This window comes from Kutzneria chonburiensis, assembly GCF_028622115.1.
GTDB lineage: Bacteria > Actinomycetota > Actinomycetes > Mycobacteriales > Pseudonocardiaceae > Kutzneria > Kutzneria chonburiensis.
Genome location: NZ_CP097263.1, coordinates 6,892,726 through 6,910,551, shown reverse-complemented (window position 1 = coordinate 6,910,551; position 17,826 = coordinate 6,892,726). Strand labels below are relative to the sequence as shown.

The window sequence follows — 17,826 nt, the reverse complement described above, 5'->3', positions numbered from 1 at the left end:
GAGGCTACCGTTGACGTCTGTGACCACCCCCTGTCCAGCACCGAAGTGCGCACGTCCGTACCGCTGAACCGGCACACGACGCTGCGGCTGGGCGGTCCGGCCGCCCGTTTCCTGCCGGCCACCAGCGCCGCCGACGTCGTCGACGCGGTGCGGGCCGCCGACCAGGCCGGCGAGCCGCTGCTGGTGCTGGGCGGCGGGTCCAACCTGGTGATCGCGGACGACGGCTTCGCCGGACTGGTCGTGCACATCGCGACCAAGGGGCGGTCCTTCGACCGGCTGGCCGACGGGCGGGTCGAGCTGACCATCGAGGCCGGCGAGGACTGGGACCGCACGGTCGCGTTCTCCGTGGAGCAGGGCCTCGGCGGGCTGGAGTGCCTGTCCGGCATCCCCGGCCAGGTCGGCGCGACGCCGGTGCAGAACGTCGGCGCGTACGGCGTGGAGATCGCCGACATGCTGACCTCGGTGGACCTGCTGGACCGTCGCAACGGCCGGGTGCACCAGGTGCAGGCCGAGGACCTGGGACTGACCTACCGGTCCAGCGTGCTCAAGGGCACCGACTCCGCCGTGGTGCTGCGGGCCCGGTTCGCGTTGCAGGACGGTGGCCAGTCGGCCCCGATCCGGTACGCCGAGCTGGCCCGCGTCCTGGGCGTCGAGCTGGGCGCGCGGGTGCCGGTGGCCGACGCCCGCGCGGCGGTGCTGGAGCTGCGCCGGGGCAAGGGCATGGTGCTGGAGGTGGACGACCACGACACGTGGAGCGCGGGGTCGTTCTTCACCAACCCGATCGTCGAGAACGCCGAGCTGCCGGCCGTGCTGGCCAAGATCATCGAGCGGGTCGGTCCCGATGCGACGGTGCCGCAGTACCCGGGCGGTCCGGAGCGGACCAAGCTTTCGGCGGCGTGGCTGATCGAGCGGGCTGGTTTCGGCAAGGGACATGCCGCTGCCGACGGCCGGGTGTCGTTGTCCGGCAAGCACACGCTGGCCCTGACCAACCGTGGCGACGCGTCGACGGCGGACCTGTTGGAGCTGGCCCGCGAGGTGCGGGACGGCGTGCTGACGGCCTTCGGGGTGCGGTTGCAGGCCGAGCCCGTGATGGTCGGCTGCCGGCTCTGACCAGGAACAACCCGTTCGGCCGCCGCTGAAAGGGTGACAGTGAGTCATATGACACTCACCCCGCGTGTTTTCATGTCTTGAGGGGAACATGCTGGGGAGGAGGTCGCCATGACCACCGCCGACGAGTTGGTGCGGGCCGGGATCCGGCCGGTCAAGCGACGTGTCGAGGTCGGCCTGCTGTCCCGGCGGGGCGTGGTCGGCGTCGACATCGGTGAGAAGGTGACCGCCGGCCGCCGGACCGGGCAGGTCGGCATCGTGGTCTACGTGCGGCGCAAACTACCGGCCGCCCGACTGCTGGCTTCGGACCTGGTGCCGTCCGAGATCGAGGGCATCGCGACGGACGTCGTCGCCGACGATGTCGTGCTGCACCGGGCTTTGCTGGATGCGGAGTTCCCGCCGGCTCGTGGTGCGGAGCGACATCGTCAAGTGCTCGGCGGCATCAGCCTCGGTCCCTGGCGGACGGTCCTGCTCTCGCCGCCGGATGCGCCGCGCCCCGGCGAATACGCGATTGTCGGCACCTTGGGCGTGCTTGCCACCGCCCGCACACGCCGCCCCAATGTCACATGCGCGTCATACTTGCCTCTATCCGGCACCTCCGGACCGCATGTGACACAAATTATGGGGCTGACGACGTTTCATGCCGCGTGCGTGGACGACAACTGGGCGGTCGGCGACGAGATGGTGCATCCGTCCCGTGTGGACGGTGGCACTCGCGCCGGCGATGTTGTCGGGACCCTCTGCCGCGCGGCGCTTTCCGGCTCCGTCGACGGTGCGGCGGTGTTGCTCGCGCCGGGCCGTTCGTACCGTCCATCCATTGTGGACATAGGGCCGGTGATCGGAACCGCCGCCGCGGCAAGGGGAACCGTGGTCCGCAAACGTGGTCGTACCACCGGGTTGACGACCGGTCGTATCGCCTCGGTCGACGCCACCGTGCTGATGGACTACCGCGACGGCCTCGGCGTTCGGGTCCTGCGCGACCAGATCCGTATCGAGGCCGTCGGCGGCATCATCGGCGACTACGGGGATTCCGGCTCCGCCGTGGTCGACCCGGACAACCGGGTCGTCGGCCTCTACGTGGCCGGCAACAGCTCGGGCACGGTCGCTTTCGCCAGCCCCATCGGGAAAGTCCTCGACGAGCTGGACGTCGACCTGATCACCGACTAGTCCCGGTGGGCCCGCGTCGCCGACGCCTGCGCCCGCGGCTTCAGGACGATCTGGTCCAGGTTCACGTGCGGCGGCCTGGTCACCGCGAAGGCGATGACGTCGGCAACGTCGTCGGCCACCAGTGGCGTCAGGCCCTGGTAAACGCCGGCCGCGCGGTCCGCGTCGCCGTCGAAGCGCACGACCGAGAACTCCGTCTCCACCATGCCCGGCAGGATTTCGGTGAACCGGACCGGCTGGCCCAGTTCCTCGCCGCGCAGCGTGCGGTGCAGCGCCGACTGCGCGTGCTTGGCCGCGGTGTAGCCGGCGCCGCCGTCGTAGATCTCCTGCGCGGCGATGGACGTGACCGTGACGACGTGGCCGTTGCCCGAGGCGATCAGCTTCGGCAGCAGCGCCTTGGTCAGCCGCAGCGTGCCGATGACGTTGGTCTCCCACATCCGGCGCCAGTTGTCCTCGTCGGCCGCGTCCACGCGTTCCAGGCCGAACGCCCCGCCCGCGTTGTTCACCAGGACGTTGGCCGACGCGATCTGGTCGGTGAACGCCTTCACCGACTCGGTGTCGGTGACGTCCAGCGCCAGCGGCGTGCCGTCGACCTCGGCGGCGATCGCCTTGATCCGGTCGAAGCGGCGCGCGCCGAGCACGACGTGGAAGCCCTCGGCGGCCAGTCGGCGGGCGGTGGCCTCGCCGATGCCCGAGCTGGCTCCGGTGACGACTGCGATGGGGGCTTGAGTGCTCACGTCCCCGATCCTCTCGCCTGCTCCCGCGTGCCCGCCACCGATGGCTGGTGAGCAACCTCACAGGCGGTTTCCGGTACCGATTCACGGGGTCGGACGTCGTCCAGGTGGGGAGCAACGTAGGAGGCGATGGTGGGAGCGGTCCGAGCGGGGTTGGTGGTCGCGGCGGCGTTGGTGGTGGCCGGCTGTTCCGGCGGTGGCGGCTTGTCGATCTCCGCCACGCCGCCGGCCCCGGCGGCCAAGCTGGCCGCCGCCCCGGCCAACGGGGCCAAGGACGTCACCGTCAACACGCCGGTCACGCTCACCGCCGACGGCGGCACGATCAAGGACGTCAAGCTGGTCGACGCCACCGGCAAGGCCGTCGAAGGCAAGCCGGCGGCCGACGGCAAGACCTGGACCAACACCGGGAAGCTCGACTTCGGGCAGACCTACACCTACGACGGCAATGCCGTGAACGCCGACGGCAAGGCCACGCCGCTGCACGGCAGCTTCACCACCGTCGCGCCGGGAAACCTGGTGCGCGGCTCGTTCGACCTCAACGACGGCGCCACCGTCGGCGTCGCCGCGCCGATCATCGTGAACTTCGCCGGGCACGTCGACGAGAAGGCCAGGGCCGCCGTGGAGAAGGCCCTGACCGTGCACTCCGACCAGCCCAACACCGGCGCGTGGGGCTGGCTGCCGGACGGTCCCGGCGGCTCCCGCGTGCACTACCGGACCAAGGAGTACTGGAAGGCCGGCAGCAAGATCAACGTGGCCGCCAACCTGTACGGCGTGCCTCTCGGCAACAACAACTACGGCAAGTCCGATGTGACGCTGGACTTCACCGTCGGCCGGTCGCAGATCGTGCGGGCCGACGTGAACTCGCACCAGATGACCGTGATCCGGGACGGCGCCACCGTGGCGACCTACCAGGCCAGCATGGGCTCCGGCGCCAGCCAGGACCGGGTGACCCGCTCCGGCACGCACATCGTGACCGAGAAGTGGCAGGACAAGGACATGTCCAACCCGCCGTACTACGAGCACGCGCACGAGCGCTGGGCGGTGCGGATCTCCAACAACGGCGAGTTCATCCACGCCAACCCCAACACCGTGGGTGAGCAAGGCAACAGCAATGTCACCCACGGCTGCATCAACCTGTCCACCGAGGACGCCCAGGCCTACTTCGGCACCGCCATCTTCGGCGATCCCGTCGAGGTCACGGGGTCCGACGTGGCCCTGTCGGCCGCCGACGGCGACCTCTACGACTGGGCCATGAGCTGGGAGGCGTGGCAGGGCCTGTCGGCCCAGCGTTGACCGTTCGGGAAGAACCGGGCGTACTCCGGACGTTGCAGACGTTGTGAGGGTGACGGCTGCGGACGGGACGGAGCTCGCCTGCCACGTGTCCGGTCCGGTGGACGCACCAGCAGTGGTGCTGGTCCACGGCTGGTCGGCGGCGGCGAGCAGCTGGGGCGATGTCGGCTCCGGGTCGTTGCGAACGTTTGCTGTTGATCTCCGTGGGCACGGGGAGTCGGACCGGCCTTCCTCGGGCTACCAGGACTCGGCCGTGTGGGCCGGTGATATCGCCGCCGTGCTGGACGCTGTCGATCGGCCGGCCGTGCTGGTCGGCTGGTCCTACGGCGGCCTGGTCATCACCGACTACCTGCGCACCTTCGGCACGTCCCGGGTCGCCGGCATCGTGCTGGTCGGTGGCATCACCGAGATCGGGCGCGGGCGCCCCGGCGGCCACGTCGGACCGGCCATGCGCGCCGCCCTACCGGCCGCGCTGTCCGACGACGCCGACATCGCCGTGCCCGCCCTGCTGGAGCTCACCCGCCGCATGACCGCTGTTCCGCTGGCCGGCGCGGCCCTGCAGGCCGCTTTGGCCGTACCTCTGAGCGTGCCCCCGTTCGTGCGGGCCGCCCTGTTCCAGCGTGACGTCTCCAGCGAGGACCTGCTGCGTTCGCTGGACGTCCCCGTTCTGCTCGTCCACGGTGCCGACGACGCCGTCGTGGATCCGCGTGCAACCGAGTACGCCGCCGCCCTCATCTCGGACTCCACGACCCGGATCTACCCCGGTGTCGGGCACATGCCGTTCGCGGAACGTGCCGAGCAGTTCCGGGCCGACCTGGCCGCGTTCGTGGCCTCGACGAAGGCAGGATCCCTGACGTGACTTCCCAGCGACCCCTGCGCCGGGTGGCCGTGCTCTCCGTGCACACCTCGCCGCTGGAACAGCCCGGCACCGGCGACGCCGGCGGCATGAACGTCTACATCGCCCAGACCGCGCGGCGGATGGCCGAGCGGGGCATCGAGGTCGAGGTCTTCACCCGCGCCACCTCCTCCGACCTGCCGCCGGTGGCCTCGCTGGCCCCCGGCGTCACCGTCCGGCACATCGTCGCCGGCCCGTTCGAGGGGCTGGCCAAGGACGAGCTGCCCGGGCAGCTGTGCGCCTTCACCGCCGGCGTGCTGCGGGCCGAGGCCCGGCACGAGCCCGGCTACTACGACGTCGTGCACTCCCACTACTGGCTGTCCGGGCAGGTCGGCTGGCTCGCGCGGGAGCGCTGGGGCGTGCCTCTGGTGCACACCGCGCACACCCTGGCCAAGGTCAAGAACGCCGCGCTGGCCGTCGGCGACACCCCCGAGCCGCGGATGCGGGTCATCGGGGAGGAGCAGGTCGTTGCCGAGGCCGACCGCCTGGTCGCCAACACCGACGTCGAGGCCGGCGAGCTCGAGTCCTTGTACGAGGCCGAGCCGTCCAAGGTGCTCACCGTGCCGCCGGGCGTCGACCTGGGGCGGTTCATCCCCGGCAGCCAGGCCGCCGCGCGGGTGGCCCTCGACCTGCCGCTGGACGCCGTCGTGCTGACCTTCGTCGGTCGCATTCAGCCCCTGAAGGCCCCTGACGTGCTGCTTCGGGCCGCCGCCGCGATGCTCGTCAACGATCCTTCGTTGCGTTCGCGTTTGGTGGTTCTGGTGGTCGGCGGCCCTTCCGGTTCCGGCCTCGAACAGCCCAAGGCCTTGCAGGAGCTGGCCGTCGAGCTCGGCATCCTCGACGTCGTCCGGTTCATGCCGCCGCAGCAGGGCGAGTCGTTGGCCCAGGTCTACCGGGCTTCCGATGTCGTCGCCGTGCCCAGTCACAACGAGTCCTTCGGCCTGGTGGCCCTTGAGGCTCAGGCCTGCGGCACCCCTGTTGTCGCCGCCGCCGTCGGCGGTCTGCCGATCGCCGTCGTGGACGGCGTCACCGGCCGTCTCGTCGGCTCCCATGATCCGTTGGACTGGGCCCGCGTCCTCGGCGACGTCGCCCTGCACCCCTCCTTACGTGAGGACTTCGCTTCTTCCGCCGTCGGCCACGCCCGTCGATTCTCGTGGGATCGGACGACTGACGCCCTCCTGGCCGGGTACGCCCATGCTCGGCGTGATTTCCTTTCGGAGGTGCGAGGACGGGAGGTGACGGTGTGACCGCCACACTGGACGAGCTGGACGGTGTGATCGCCGGTGCGCTGCGGGACAGCGGCATCTCCTACGACCGGCGAGGCCCTGGGCGCTACTTCTTGTCGTTGCCCGGCACCAAGAAGCTCCAGACCAACTGCTGGCTGATCGTCACCGACCACGCCCTGCTCGTCGAGGCCTTCGTCTGCCGCAAACCCGACGAGGCCTTCGAGGACGTCTACCGGTTCCTGTTGCGCCGCAACGCCCGTCTCTACGGCGTGCACTACACGCTCGACGACCGTGGCGACATCTACCTCGTCGGCCGCATCGGCCTGCACGCCGTCACCCCCGACGAGCTCGACCGTCTCCTCGGCCAGGTCCTCGAAGCCGCCGACGGCGACTTCAACCCGTTGCTGGAGATCGGCTTCGCCGGCGCCATCCGGCGGGAGTGGGACTGGCGGGTCTCCCGCGGCGAGTCCCTGGCCAACCTCAGCGCCTTCCAGCACCTCGTCGGCTCCGCCGGCACGGAACCGGCCGTCGCCGACGAATCCTGAATTTTCCTCCGTGGTGTTGTCGAGAACGGCGTAGCGGCTTCGTCCCAGGGGCAGACGCACCACGAACCGAAAGGACAGCCGCCATGGCCATCGCCGAGGACCTCGACCGCGCCACCGACTCGCAGTGGGACTGGGTCGCCGAGCACGCCCGTACGTACATCGCCTCCGGCGGCACCGAAGGCCACGAGCGGGACGGCCTGCACACCCTCGTGCTCGCCACCACGGGCCGCCGGACCGGCACGCCCCGCCGCACCTGCTTGATCTACGGCACCTCGGGGGACGAGTACGTCGTCGTCGCCTCGAAGGGCGGCGCCGACGAGGACCCGTCCTGGTTCGTGAACCTCGTGGCCGATCCCAGCGTCGGGGTGCAGGTCGGCACCCGCCGGTTCACCGGCCGTGCCCGCGTCGCGTCTCCGGCCGAGCGGGCCGCGCTGTGGCCCCAGATGGCCGGCATCTTCCCGCTCTACGACGAGTACGCGCGGAAGACCGAACGGGAGATCCCGATCGTCCTGCTCAGCCCGGTCGACGGCGAGTCCTGATCGTGACGTTCTGACCGCAACCTCCCGCCCGCTCGGCTTCGTCCTCCGGTCGAATCCGAGAAGGGGAGGCGCAGGATGTCCCGCACCCGAAGAACACTGGCTCTGGTTGCCGTCGCGAGCGCCGCTCTGCTCGCCGGTTGCTCGTCCGGCGCGAGCAGCGGCAGCAATTCCGCCGATGTCGCCGCCGTCGCCCCGCCCGGCGGCTCGGGCAGCGGCAAGGCCCTCGCCGGCGACTCCGCCAAGGCCCCGCAGGCCACCGGGGCCAACTCCAGCGGGGCCAACTCCACCGCGCTGCCCGCCGCCAACGGCCGGCAGATCGTGCGCACCGCGTCGATCAGCATCAAGGCCGAGAAGGTCGGGGACGCCGTCACCAGCATCCGGCGGGCCGCCACCGACGTCGGCGGCTACTCCAGCGACGAGAACTCCGGTGGCGACCACGGCACCCTTACGCTGAAGGTGCCGGCCGACAAGCTGGAGTCCGTGCTCGACAAGATCGGCTCGTTCGGCACCACCACCGCGCGCAGCGAGCACGCCGAGGACGTCACCGATCAGATGGTCGACGTGACCAGCCGGTTGGCTACGCAGCGTGCCAGCGTCGACCGCGTTCGGGCGTTGATGGACAAGGCGACGTCACTGAGCGACATCACCCAGCTCGAGAGCGAGCTGACCAAGCGCGAGGCCGATCTGGAGTCCCTCGAGCAGCGCCACGACGCGCTGACCGCCCAGGTCGCCATGTCCACCGTGAGCGTCGAGGTGAACCGCACCGACGCGCCCCCGCCGCCACCCGCCGACCAGGCCAGCTTCCTCAGCGCATTGGGCGGTGGTTGGCAGGCGTTGCTCGCCACCCTCAACGGCATCGGCGTCGGTCTCGGCGCCCTGTTGCCGTTCCTGCTGGTCATCGGCATTCCCGCCGGCGGCGTGTACTACTACCTGCGGCGGCGCAAGGCTCGCACCGTGAGCTGAACATGAACCGTGGGACGGTCCCGGGTCGAAGGGGAGTCGAGGCCCCGGGCCGTCCCACGTCAATTCACCCGCCGCGGCGGCGGTCCTGGGCGAGGGGGTGCCGCAGGGGGCCGTAGCGGGTCGGCGGTTCGACGGGGGGACGAACCGCGCCGCACTCGCCGGATCGGGGAGTGTGTGAGAGCCGATCCGGTGGGCCAGGACAACTTCGCAGACCGATAATGCCCACCACAAGTAGATTCGCTACTCCATCAGTGTGAATCACGATGGTGTGTCGTAACGACGGTGCTTGCCGGAACAACATCAGGGTCGACTCGCGTGTGGGCTCGCTCACCACCCCTACGTCGTGGCAGGGTCCACAGGGTCGCAGGTGTCGAAGCGAGCAAGGCAGGGTCGCCATGGTCTTTCGCAGTTCCTACCCCGATGTCGACATCCCCACTCAGCCGGTGCACGAGCTGATCTTCCGGGGGCTGTCCGAGAAGGCCGACCGACCCGCGTTGATCGACGGCATCAGCGGCCTCACCGTCACCTACGGCGAGTTCGCCGCCGCCGTCGACCGCCTGGCCGCCGCGTTGGCCGAGCGGGGGTTCGTCAAGGGCGACGTCATCGGCGTCTTCGCGCCCAACACGCCCGCGTACGCCATCACCTTGCACGGCATCCTGCGGGCCGGCGCCGTGGCCACCACCGCCAACGCGCTCTACACCGCCGAGGAGGTCGCCGGGCAGCTCACCGACGCCGGGGCCAAGGCGCTGTTCACCGTCTCCGCGTTCCTCGACCGGGCCGACGCCGCCGCCAAGCTCGCCGGCATCACCGACGTCTTCGTGCTCGACAAGGCCGATGGGCACACCAGCCTGTCCGACCTGTTGGCCTGCACCGCCCCCGCGCCGTCGATCTCCTTCGACACCGCCGAGGACCTCGCCGTGCTGCCGTACTCCTCGGGCACCACCGGCCGGGCCAAGGGCGTCATGCTCACGCACCGGGCGCTCGTCGCCAACATCGTGCAGACCGACGCGATGATGGACACCACCAACATCGAGCGGGTCCTTGCCGTGCTGCCGTTCTTCCACATCTACGGCATGCAGGTCACCCTCAACCACGCGTTGGCCATCGGGGCCACCGTCGTCACCATGCCCAAGTTCGACCTGCCCGAGTTCCTCCGGGTGATCGCCGAGTATCGGACCGACCGGGTCTACATCGCCCCTCCCGTCGCCGTGGCGTTGGCCAAGCACCCCATCGTCGACTCCTACGACCTGTCGGCGTTGAAGGTCCTCTTCTCCGGCGCCGCCCCCTTGACGAGGAGCTCGCCGAGGCCGTGCACAAGCGTCTCGGCTGCAAGATCAAGCAGGGCTACGGCATGACCGAGATGGCGCCGGTCAGCCACACCATCCCCGACAGCCGTGACGACATCGCCATCGGGACGGTCGGTCTCATCGTCCCCAACATGGTCAACAAGGTCGTCGACCTCGCCACCGGCGAGGAACTCGGCGTCGGCGAGCGTGGTGAGCTGTGGTGCAAGGGGCCCAACCTCATGACCGGCTACCTCAACAATCCCGAGGCCACCGCCGCCACCCTCGACTCCGACGGCTTCCTGCACACCGGTGATGTTGCCGTCATCGACGAGAACGGCATCGTCAGCATCGTCGACCGGGTCAAGGAACTCATCAAGTACAAGGGCTACCAGGTTCCTCCCGCCGAGCTCGAGGCCTTGCTGCTCACCCACCCCGCCATCGCCGACGCCGCCGTCATCGGCGTGCACGACGCCGAGGGCGAGGAGGTCCCCAAGGCCTTCGTCGTTCCCCAGGCCGCCGCCACCCTCACCGCCGACGAGGTCATGACCTTCGTCGCCGAGCGCGTCGCCCCCCACAAGAAGATCCGCGTCGTCGAGTTCCTCGACGCCATCCCCAAGTCCGCCTCCGGCAAGATCCTCCGCAAGGACCTCCGCGCCCGGGAGGCTGCGCGGTAGTCACCTCCGTCGCACAGCCCCCGGCCTCCCCGCCGGGGGCTGTTTCGTGCGTGTGAGCTGCACAGATCTTGTGCAGCCCAATGGGATTGATAGTTTTCCCCCGCCCCCCGCCCCCCGCCCCCCGCCCCCCGCCCCCGCCCCCCGCCCCCGCGACTAGCCCCCCGCGACTAGCCCCCCGCGACTAGCGGCCACGGGGGCGTGGGTACGCCGCGCGGCGGCGCGCACCTTCTCTACCGGTAGCGCCAAGCCGGCACGATCGCCGGGGCGCGGACTCCGCAGCTGCTTCCGGCGATCGCCTGCCGCGCCCATGGACAGCTCAACGCCTTGACGGCGTCGACCAACCAACAGGCTTGCCCCTCAACGGTCGTGCGTCTGCCAGGGTGGCGAGCGGATTGGTTGACGCCTATGCCTCCAGCCAGGCGTCGCCTACACATGCTTCCTCGTACTCCCACCAACCGTCGGCTTTGCCCTGGCGGAGGAGGCCCTTGATAGCTGCCAGGTCGGCGTCTCCCGGCACATTCAAAGCGACCAGAGGCAGCTCGGCGCTGAATCCCTCGGCGTGGAGGCCGAAGGGTGCGAACCGTTGACGTACAGCCTTGACGCTGGGGCCCAATGGTCCGGTCGGGACCGGCAGAATCCGGATCGTGCAGTTGCCGGACCACTCGACTCGCTCGACAACCCAGCGGAGGCCGTCATCGTCAACGGTGAACCGTACAAGGTCACCCTCAGCAGCTCCGGTGACCAGGAACGGGATGTTGTCCACCCGCACGCGGTCCGGTCCTACCTGCGTTGCCCACACGCCCTCCTGGTCGTATGGCAGCCAACCTTCGCGCGGGGCGAACCGGTACCAGACCTTGATCCGTGGCTGCTCTGGCGCGTCAGTTGCTTCTGCCGGAGGCTCGGGTGTCGTCATGGACGACATGATGAGCGCGGCGGAACGCCGGAGCCTACGCAGCGCGAAGATCCAGGCATCGAACCTGGTCACCCGGGCTACTGCATTGCGAATCGAAGTTACTCCGCAAGGACCTCCGCGCCCGGGAGGCAAGCCGGTAGTACGTCTCTCGTCCGCAGCCGCCCTCGGTCCAGCACCGAGGGCGGCTGTCTGCCAACACGATCTCGTCGTCGACGGCGGGACGGGCCGCCTGAGCGGCGTCCGTCCCGCCGGTGGGTCACGGCGTCTGGCCGGCCTTCTCCACGAGCCCGGTAGCGAGCACGGCCTCGGAGTCCGTACGGCCGTCGTGGACATCAGTGGCCCGGCCCATGACCTGGTAGGTGGTCCGGTCGAAGATCAGAATGGTGCGGTCACCGGAGTTGTTGACCGAATGCGCGACACCGATCCCGTGCCGGCCGGCGGCGTCTGTCGTGTCGTTGACGTACTCCACGCCGGGAACGGTCGCGGCGACCCGGTAGAGCGCGGCCTTCAACGCGGGTGGCGCGGCGCTCTCCACAAGGCCCCCGATCATCTGGAACGCCCACTGGTCGACGGTGTAGAGCTGCCGACCGTTCGGCCCGAACTGGTCAATCGCTTTCTGCGCCTGCGCGTAGATCTCCTTGCGCAGCGCGGTGGGATCCGTCGGCAGGGTGGTCAGGTAACGATAGGTCGGATGACTCAGCGAGGGCGGAGACTTGGCATCGATGATGCCGGGCTTGAACTCGGTGATCTTGCCGTCGCGATCTTCGCGGACCAGGCCCTCCGTGCCGTCGACCTTCTCCCAGGTCTGCATGCGGAGGGTGTGGGTGCGGACGTCGTGGAAGACGCTCACAGTGCTGGTGTAGGCCCAGTCGCCCTTGCCGGCGGGAGTGTTGGCCGCGGCGTTCGCCGCGTTGGCGAGCAGCACGATCGCCGGTGGCCCATCCGGATGTGCCGCAGTGCCGGGACCGGACGGAAACGCCCCGCTTGGCGCCTGGTGGCCACCGGGCAGGGCGATCACCAAACCGACCGCGGTGATCACCGCCAGCACGGCGGCGCCGATCGCCAGGCGTGGCATCGCCCAACGCCGCGTCGCGATACGCGCTGCGGGATTGGCGGCGTGGTTCAGCAGCGCGATCCGGTGCTTGGCCAGCGCCACCGGATCGGGGTTCTCGTCCGACGGGCGCAGCCGGGAAAGCAGGTCGAGTTCATCCATGTCAGCGGTCCTCCTTGGGAAGCGCGCGACGCAGCTTCGTGCGGGCGCGATGCAGGCGAGAGCGGACTGTGCCGATCGGAATGTCCAGCGCCAGCGCGATCTCTTCGTAGGAAAGGCCCTCCCACGCGACGAGCAGCACGATGTCGCGCTCGGCCGCGGGCAGCTTCGCGAGCGCGCTGCCCAGGGGCTGGGCCGCTGCGGCCACCCGGTCGGTGACCAGCTCGTCGTGGCTCTGCAGCGCGGTCTCGGCCGTGGACTTGGCCAGCGCCCGGTGCTGTCGCACCTCGGTTCTGGTGTGTCTGTGCAGCAAATTCGTGGCGATGCCGTACAGCCACGGCAACGCGCTGGGCTGGCTGAGATCGAAGCGCCGCCGCTGGTCGAACGCCACCAGCATGGTCTGGCCGGTGAGATCGTCGGCGAGCTGGCCGCCGACCCGGCGGGCCAGGAAGCGGTACACGGCCACGGCGTGTCGGTCGAAGATGACCGCGAAGGCGTCCGCGTCCGCCCAGGACCGTTCGAAGACAGCGGCGTCGGTCGCCTCGTCGGCCTCGGTGGCCGGTCGTGCCGGCAGTGCTGTCATCCGGAACCTCGCATCGGTTCTCCCTCTCGGTGATGGGCTCTGTCTGTCTTTGCCCGATGCCCGAGATCGAGTTCCCGGGAATTTCCAGGCCAGATACTGGCGCACGAACGCCACACGCGGGCCCGTCCGAAAGAATCTGCCGGAGGTTGTCGAATCCGGGTCGGCTCGTTCGTCGTTTGAGTGAGACAGTGCCCGTCACGACCACAGGAGGCCGACCGATGTCGCACTCACGGGCCAAGGTGCACCGCATGTTCGAGCTCCTCGAGCCGATCGCGGCCGTCACGTACTCCGAGGCGACGAACGAGCCGTTCATGGCGCTTGGCATGCGGAACTTCTGGGACGGGTACTTCGCCGGCCGGGCGGCGCCGCTGGGGCTGGTGCCGGCAGAGGTGGTGCACGCGGTGTTCTACAACTTCGCGGACGGCGAGGTGGCGCGGCACATCCCCTGGGTGTGGGGGAAGATCACGCCGCAGGAGGCGATCGCCGTGCGGGAGCGGGGAAGCGTCACGGCGCTGCGGGGCAGGATCGGGGAGCTCGCGGACTCCGATGGTCTGGGACGTGCCGGTGACCTCGCCACCCTGGCAGCGGTCAGCGCGCCGACCGAGGGCCGAGCCTTGTACGCCGGACTGCGCGCGCTCGACGTGCCTGAGGAACCGGTGGCCAAGCTGTGGCACGCGGCGACGCTGCTGCGGGAGCACCGCGGAGACGGCCACAATGCCGCACTCCTCGCCCACGGCATCGGCGGCACCGAGGCCCACGTCCTGCTCGCCTGCTCCCTCGGCATGAAGCCGGAGAAGTTCGGCCGCATCCACCACCTGCCGAAGGCGCAGCTAGCCGCCGTAGTTGACGGCTTGCGCGCCCGCGGTCTCGTGAACGACGCCGGCGGGTTCACCGACGCCGGCCGGGACATCAAGGAACGGATCGAGGCTCTCACCGACGACCTCGCGGCCCCGGCGTACGACGTGCTCAACGCGGACGAGCTCGACGAGCTGATTGCGGGACTCGAGCCGATCGCCGCCGCGGTCCAAGCCGCGGACGACTGAGCGGGATCGCGTGCCTGACGGTCAGCTGTCAATGCTGTGGCGGCAGCAGTGGCCCCACTGCCCGCCGCCGGCCGCACCACCCGACGCCGACTACGCCGTCAACACGGTGATGATCACCAGTCCGTCCTTCGACCGGATCCACCACCCGTACGACGGCGGCGCCGATGTGCTGTTGCCGACCTCGGATGAGCGCGATGCCTTGGAGCGCCGGCATTCCGACTGGCTCTCTAGCCATCCGCAAGGCCTCTGATCCTGGGCGGGAACCTATTCGGCGGTGGCGAGGATGTCGGCCAAGGAGGAGACGGCGGTGTCGGCGTCGGGGCCCTCGGCGGAGATCGTGACGGTGGAGCCGGCGGTGGCGCCGAGGCTCATCACCGACAGGACGCCGGTGGGGTTGATGGCGCGGCCGGCGTGCTCGATGCGGATGGTGCTGGTGAAACGGGCGGCGGCCTGGGCGATCCTGCCGGCGGGGCGGGCGTGCAGGTTGGCGGGCAAGGTGACGGTGGTCTGGGCGTGGGTGTCAGAACTTGCGGACATCGCGGGCCTCCTCGGCGGCGGAAATGACGGCATGAAGGTCACCGCCGGCGGCGGCGGTGACGGCGGCGGCGACAGCGCCCTCGACGAAGGGGGCGTCGATGATGGCGACGTCGGCGCGAGGATGGTCCTCGAGCACGGTCCGCGTGGTGAGCACGGAGCTGCCCAAGTCGGGCAACACCGCCACACCGGCACCCTGGTCGGCCTTGTCGATGGCCTCGGCGACGAGGTCGTAGCTGGTTCCGATCCCGCCGTCGGCGCTACCGCCTGCAGCCACCACCGGGACGGCGGCCGAGCCGATCTGCGCCAGCAGCTCACGCAGCCCGGCGGCGAGCCCGGCGCTGTGTGAAACGAGTACGATCCCCACTGGTCCGTTCATGAACACGGATGCTAGATATCGGAACGCTGTTCAGCAATACCGAATCGGGGTGCAGGATGTTGGTTCAGTCGGTACGCCGGGCGTCGGCCATTCTCCGGACGCTGGCGCACGGCGGCCCCCGGTTGGGTGTGACGGAGCTGGCCGAGCAGGTCGGGGCGGCCAAGCCGACGGTGCACGCGCTGCTGCGGACGCTGGAAGCCGAGGGCCTGGTCGAGCAGGACAGCGAGACCGGCAAGTACCGGCTCGGCGCCGGCCTGCTCATGCTGGGCAACGCCTACCTGGACACCCACGAACTGCGGGCCCGGGCCCTGACCTGGGCCGATTCGCTGGCCAAGCGCAGCGCCGAGGCGGTGTGGGTCGCGGTGCTCAACGGTGATCACGTGCTGGTCGTGCACCACGCGTTCCGGCCGGAGGGCGCGGTGCAGATCCTGGAGGTCGGGGCCAGCATCCCGTGGAGCACGTGTGCCCTGGGCAAGGCGATCGTGGCGTTCGGGCCGACCGCCGACCGTGAGCGGCTGCTCGCCGGCGAACTGCCGGTGCTGACCGGCACCAGCATCACCGATCCGGTCGAGCTGGCCACCCAGTTGGACCAGGTCGCGGCCACCGGCTACGCGGTGGAGGACCAGGAGTCCACGATCGGCGACGCCGGTGTCGCGGCCCCGGTGTACGACCGGTCCGGCCACGTCGTCGGCGCGATCGGCGTCGTCGGCCCGGTGGAACGGGTGCTGGTCGAGCCGACCCGCCAGGAGATCGCGGTGATGGTCCGCGAGACCGCCCGGATGCTGTCCCGCGACCTGGGGGCGGCCCGCACGCCGTCTCGCCGCGGCGCCTGAAACTCCTGCTTGACAGGGTCCGGTCACGAGCTTAGCTTTTCGGAATCCTGTTCAGCGATGACGAACACGGTACGCCGTTGATCGTCACATCCCGCCCCTCGTGCGGAGGAGGTGAGACGCCTGTCGGCGACGAAGCCGGCAGGCGCGAGCTTTGGACGAGAACTCCTACTTACAGAAACTGCTGGCCGAAGTGGTCGGCACCGCGACGCTGGTGTTCATCGGCGTCGGATCGGTGCCGGCGACGCTGATCCTGGGCGGCTCCGCGCCGTTCACCATGGCCCAGCTGGGCATCATCTCCTTCGCCTTCGCGATGGCCGTCGTCGCGATGGTGTACGCGGTCGGACACATCTCCGGCTGCCAGATCAACCCGGCGATCACCATCGCGTTCGCCGTCACCGGCCGCATGCCGTGGCGTCAGGTTCCCGGATACATTGCGGCACAAGCGATTGGTGCCGCCGTGGGCGCACTGGCCATCGTCGGCGTGCTCGGCGGCAAAGCCGTCGACGTCGGCCTCGGCATCGCCAACTACGGGCCAACGGTCGGTGTGGGGCAGGCATTCCTGGCCGAGGCGATCGGCACGTTCCTGCTGGCGTTCGTGGTGTTCGGCGCGATCGACCGCCGCGCGCCGGGCGGCTTCGCCGGCCTGGCCATCGGGCTGGCGGTGTTCGCCATCATCATCCCGGTCGCGCCGGCCACCGGCGCGTCGATCAACCCGGCCCGCACCCTCGGTCCGATGCTCATCGGCCAGCTGTTCGGCGGCACCGTCCACTGGGAGCAGTTGCCGGTGTACGTGCTCGCCGAGGTCGCCGGGGCGATCGCCGCCGGTCTCGCCTACACAGCCCTCAACCTGCGCCGCCGGGCCACCGTGCCGATGGCCGAGGTCCCGGTCGGAAACGAGGTGCCGGTGTCATGAAGAAGTTCATCAACAGCGCGGAATCCGTGCTCTCCGACGCGTTGGCCGGACTGGCCGCCGCCCACCCCGAACTGCGCGTGGACGTCGACCAGAAGATCATCACCCGGGCCACTGCCCCGCACCGCGCCAAGGTCGGACTGGTGTCCGGCGGCGGGTCGGGCCACGAGCCCCTGCACGGTGGGTTCGTCGGCGCCGGCATGCTCGACGCCGCCTGCCCGGGCGAGGTGTTCACCTCGCCGGTGCCCGACCAGATCCTGGCCGCCACCAAGGCGGCGAACCGCGGCGCCGGTGTCGTGCACGTGGTCAAGAACTACACCGGCGACGTGATGAACTTCCAAATGGCGGCCGAACTCGCCGCCGACGAGGGCATCGCCGTGCGCACGGTGCTGGTCGACGACGACGTGGCCGTGGAGGACTCCACCTGGACCGCGGGACGCCGCGGCACCGGGGCCACGGTGTTCGTGGAGAAGATTGCCGGTGCTCACGCCGAGGCCGGCAGTGACCTCGATGGCGTCGCCGAGATCGCCCGTCGCGTCAACGCGGCCTCGCGGTCGTTCGCCGTCGCGCTCACCGCCTGCACCACGCCGGCGGCCGGTCGCCCCGGCTTCGACCTGCCCGACGACGAGATGGAGATCGGCGTCGGCATCCACGGCGAACCCGGCCGCCGGCGCGAGAAACTGGCCAGTGCCAAGGAAATCGTGGCCACCGCACTGGACGCCATCCTGTCCGACCATCCGCTTGCGCCGACCGACCAGACCATTGTCCTGGTCAACGGATTGGGCGGCACCCCACTGCTGGAGCTGTACCTCGTGTTCGGCGAGGTGGCCACAGCGTTGTCGGACAAGGGAATCACCGTCGCCCGCACGCTGGTCGGCAACTACGTCACCAGCCTGGACATGGCCGGCGTGTCCATCACGGTCTGCCGCGCCGACGAGCAGATGCTCGCGCTCTGGGACGCCCCGGTGCGCACCGCGGCCCTGCGTTGGGGCTGCTGA

Annotated in this window: 20 protein-coding genes and 1 pseudogene; 15 read left to right on the top strand and 6 right to left on the bottom strand. The window is 70.0% G+C overall.

Annotated elements, in window-relative coordinates; translation table 11 throughout:
• Nucleotides 1-45: 45 nt before the first annotated feature.
• Nucleotides 46-1,110 (top strand): UDP-N-acetylmuramate dehydrogenase, encoded by a 1,065-nt coding sequence (locus tag M3Q35_RS31690; protein WP_273936208.1) that lies wholly within the window; start codon nucleotides 46-48, stop codon nucleotides 1,108-1,110.
• A 108-nt stretch (nucleotides 1,111-1,218) separates the two neighbouring features.
• A complete protein-coding gene (locus tag M3Q35_RS31685) occupies nucleotides 1,219-2,274 on the top strand; it encodes a chymotrypsin family serine protease (RefSeq protein WP_273936207.1) in 1,056 nt (351 codons plus the stop codon).
• Here the strand turns inward: M3Q35_RS31685 and M3Q35_RS31680 are convergent.
• Entirely contained in the window at nucleotides 2,271-3,008 is a 738-nt protein-coding gene (locus tag M3Q35_RS31680; protein WP_273936206.1) for an SDR family NAD(P)-dependent oxidoreductase, read from the bottom strand. The two genes, M3Q35_RS31685 and M3Q35_RS31680, sit on opposite strands and share 4 nt — an antisense overlap.
• Nucleotides 3,009-3,134: 126 nt before the next feature.
• Between M3Q35_RS31680 and M3Q35_RS31675 the strand changes: the two genes are divergently transcribed.
• The 8 genes and pseudogenes from M3Q35_RS31675 (at nucleotide 3,135) to M3Q35_RS31640 (ending at nucleotide 10,423) form a co-directional block, all read left to right on the top strand.
• Entirely contained in the window at nucleotides 3,135-4,298 is a 1,164-nt protein-coding gene (locus tag M3Q35_RS31675; protein WP_273936205.1) for a L,D-transpeptidase, read from the top strand.
• Between the two features lie 49 nt (nucleotides 4,299-4,347).
• Nucleotides 4,348-5,154: an alpha/beta fold hydrolase gene (locus M3Q35_RS31670; protein ID WP_273936204.1), complete on the top strand. Its 807-nt coding sequence runs from the start codon at nucleotides 4,348-4,350 to the stop codon at nucleotides 5,152-5,154.
• On the top strand, nucleotides 5,151-6,437 hold the full coding sequence (mshA, locus tag M3Q35_RS31665) for a D-inositol-3-phosphate glycosyltransferase (protein ID WP_273936203.1): 1,287 nt from the start codon (nucleotides 5,151-5,153) through the stop codon (nucleotides 6,435-6,437). The genes M3Q35_RS31670 and mshA overlap by 4 nt, the downstream gene beginning before the upstream one ends.
• Nucleotides 6,434-6,961 (top strand): type III secretion system chaperone family protein, encoded by a 528-nt coding sequence (locus M3Q35_RS31660; RefSeq protein WP_273936202.1) that lies wholly within the window; start codon nucleotides 6,434-6,436, stop codon nucleotides 6,959-6,961. The genes mshA and M3Q35_RS31660 overlap by 4 nt, the downstream gene beginning before the upstream one ends.
• 83 nt (nucleotides 6,962-7,044) lie before the next feature.
• Nucleotides 7,045-7,500, top strand: coding sequence for a nitroreductase family deazaflavin-dependent oxidoreductase (locus tag M3Q35_RS31655; protein ID WP_273936201.1), 456 nt, complete (start codon nucleotides 7,045-7,047; stop codon nucleotides 7,498-7,500).
• Nucleotides 7,501-7,575: 75 nt separating this feature from the next.
• Nucleotides 7,576-8,463, top strand: coding sequence for a DUF4349 domain-containing protein (locus M3Q35_RS31650; RefSeq protein WP_273936200.1), 888 nt, complete (start codon nucleotides 7,576-7,578; stop codon nucleotides 8,461-8,463).
• A 263-nt stretch (nucleotides 8,464-8,726) separates the two neighbouring features.
• Nucleotides 8,727-9,943: pseudogene (locus tag M3Q35_RS31645) on the top strand (AMP-binding protein); the annotation flags it as partial.
• A 45-nt stretch (nucleotides 9,944-9,988) separates the two neighbouring features.
• The gene (locus M3Q35_RS31640) at nucleotides 9,989-10,423 is read left to right on the top strand and encodes an AMP-binding enzyme (protein ID WP_420704780.1); all 435 of its coding nucleotides are present in this window, start codon (nucleotides 9,989-9,991) and stop codon (nucleotides 10,421-10,423) included.
• 403 nt (nucleotides 10,424-10,826) lie between these two features.
• Here M3Q35_RS31640 and M3Q35_RS31635 read toward each other — a convergent pair whose 3' ends face one another.
• The 3 genes from M3Q35_RS31635 to M3Q35_RS31625 form a co-directional block, all read right to left on the bottom strand.
• Nucleotides 10,827-11,408 (bottom strand): DUF4265 domain-containing protein, encoded by a 582-nt coding sequence (locus tag M3Q35_RS31635; protein WP_273936197.1) that lies wholly within the window; start codon nucleotides 11,406-11,408, stop codon nucleotides 10,827-10,829.
• Between the two features lie 184 nt (nucleotides 11,409-11,592).
• The gene (locus M3Q35_RS31630; RefSeq protein ID WP_273936196.1) at nucleotides 11,593-12,549 is read right to left on the bottom strand and encodes a CU044_5270 family protein; all 957 of its coding nucleotides are present in this window, start codon (nucleotides 12,547-12,549) and stop codon (nucleotides 11,593-11,595) included.
• Between the two features lies 1 nt (nucleotide 12,550).
• Nucleotides 12,551-13,129, bottom strand: a complete 579-nt coding sequence (locus M3Q35_RS31625) for an RNA polymerase sigma factor (protein WP_273936195.1) — start codon at nucleotides 13,127-13,129, stop codon at nucleotides 12,551-12,553.
• 218 nt (nucleotides 13,130-13,347) lie between these two features.
• Between M3Q35_RS31625 and M3Q35_RS31620 the strand changes: the two genes are divergently transcribed.
• Together M3Q35_RS31620 and M3Q35_RS31615 are read left to right on the top strand one after the other, a co-directional pair.
• A complete protein-coding gene (locus M3Q35_RS31620; RefSeq protein ID WP_420704704.1) occupies nucleotides 13,348-14,172 on the top strand; it encodes an SCO6745 family protein in 825 nt (274 codons plus the stop codon).
• A gap of 10 nt (nucleotides 14,173-14,182) precedes the next feature.
• Complete coding sequence (locus tag M3Q35_RS31615; protein WP_273936193.1) at nucleotides 14,183-14,422, top strand: DUF3885 domain-containing protein; 240 nt, start codon at nucleotides 14,183-14,185, stop codon at nucleotides 14,420-14,422.
• Between the two features lie 14 nt (nucleotides 14,423-14,436).
• Here the strand turns inward: M3Q35_RS31615 and M3Q35_RS31610 are convergent, their stop codons facing one another.
• Both M3Q35_RS31610 and dhaM read right to left on the bottom strand, forming a co-directional pair.
• Nucleotides 14,437-14,709: an HPr family phosphocarrier protein gene (locus M3Q35_RS31610; protein WP_273936192.1), complete on the bottom strand. Its 273-nt coding sequence runs from the start codon at nucleotides 14,707-14,709 to the stop codon at nucleotides 14,437-14,439.
• Nucleotides 14,693-15,085 (bottom strand): dihydroxyacetone kinase phosphoryl donor subunit DhaM, encoded by a 393-nt coding sequence (gene dhaM, locus M3Q35_RS31605; protein WP_273936191.1) that lies wholly within the window; start codon nucleotides 15,083-15,085, stop codon nucleotides 14,693-14,695. Before dhaM ends, M3Q35_RS31610 begins: the two co-directional genes overlap by 17 nt.
• Before the next feature lie 56 nt (nucleotides 15,086-15,141).
• Here dhaM and M3Q35_RS31600 point away from each other — a divergent pair, with 56 nt between their 5' ends.
• The 3 genes from M3Q35_RS31600 (at nucleotide 15,142) to dhaK (ending at nucleotide 17,826) form a co-directional block, all read left to right on the top strand.
• Entirely contained in the window at nucleotides 15,142-15,918 is a 777-nt protein-coding gene (locus tag M3Q35_RS31600; protein WP_273936190.1) for an IclR family transcriptional regulator, read from the top strand.
• Nucleotides 15,919-16,069: 151 nt separating this feature from the next.
• Complete coding sequence (locus M3Q35_RS31595; RefSeq protein ID WP_273936189.1) at nucleotides 16,070-16,831, top strand: MIP/aquaporin family protein; 762 nt, start codon at nucleotides 16,070-16,072, stop codon at nucleotides 16,829-16,831.
• Nucleotides 16,828-17,826, top strand: a complete 999-nt coding sequence (gene dhaK / locus M3Q35_RS31590; protein WP_273936188.1) for a dihydroxyacetone kinase subunit DhaK — start codon at nucleotides 16,828-16,830, stop codon at nucleotides 17,824-17,826. Before M3Q35_RS31595 ends, dhaK begins: the two co-directional genes overlap by 4 nt.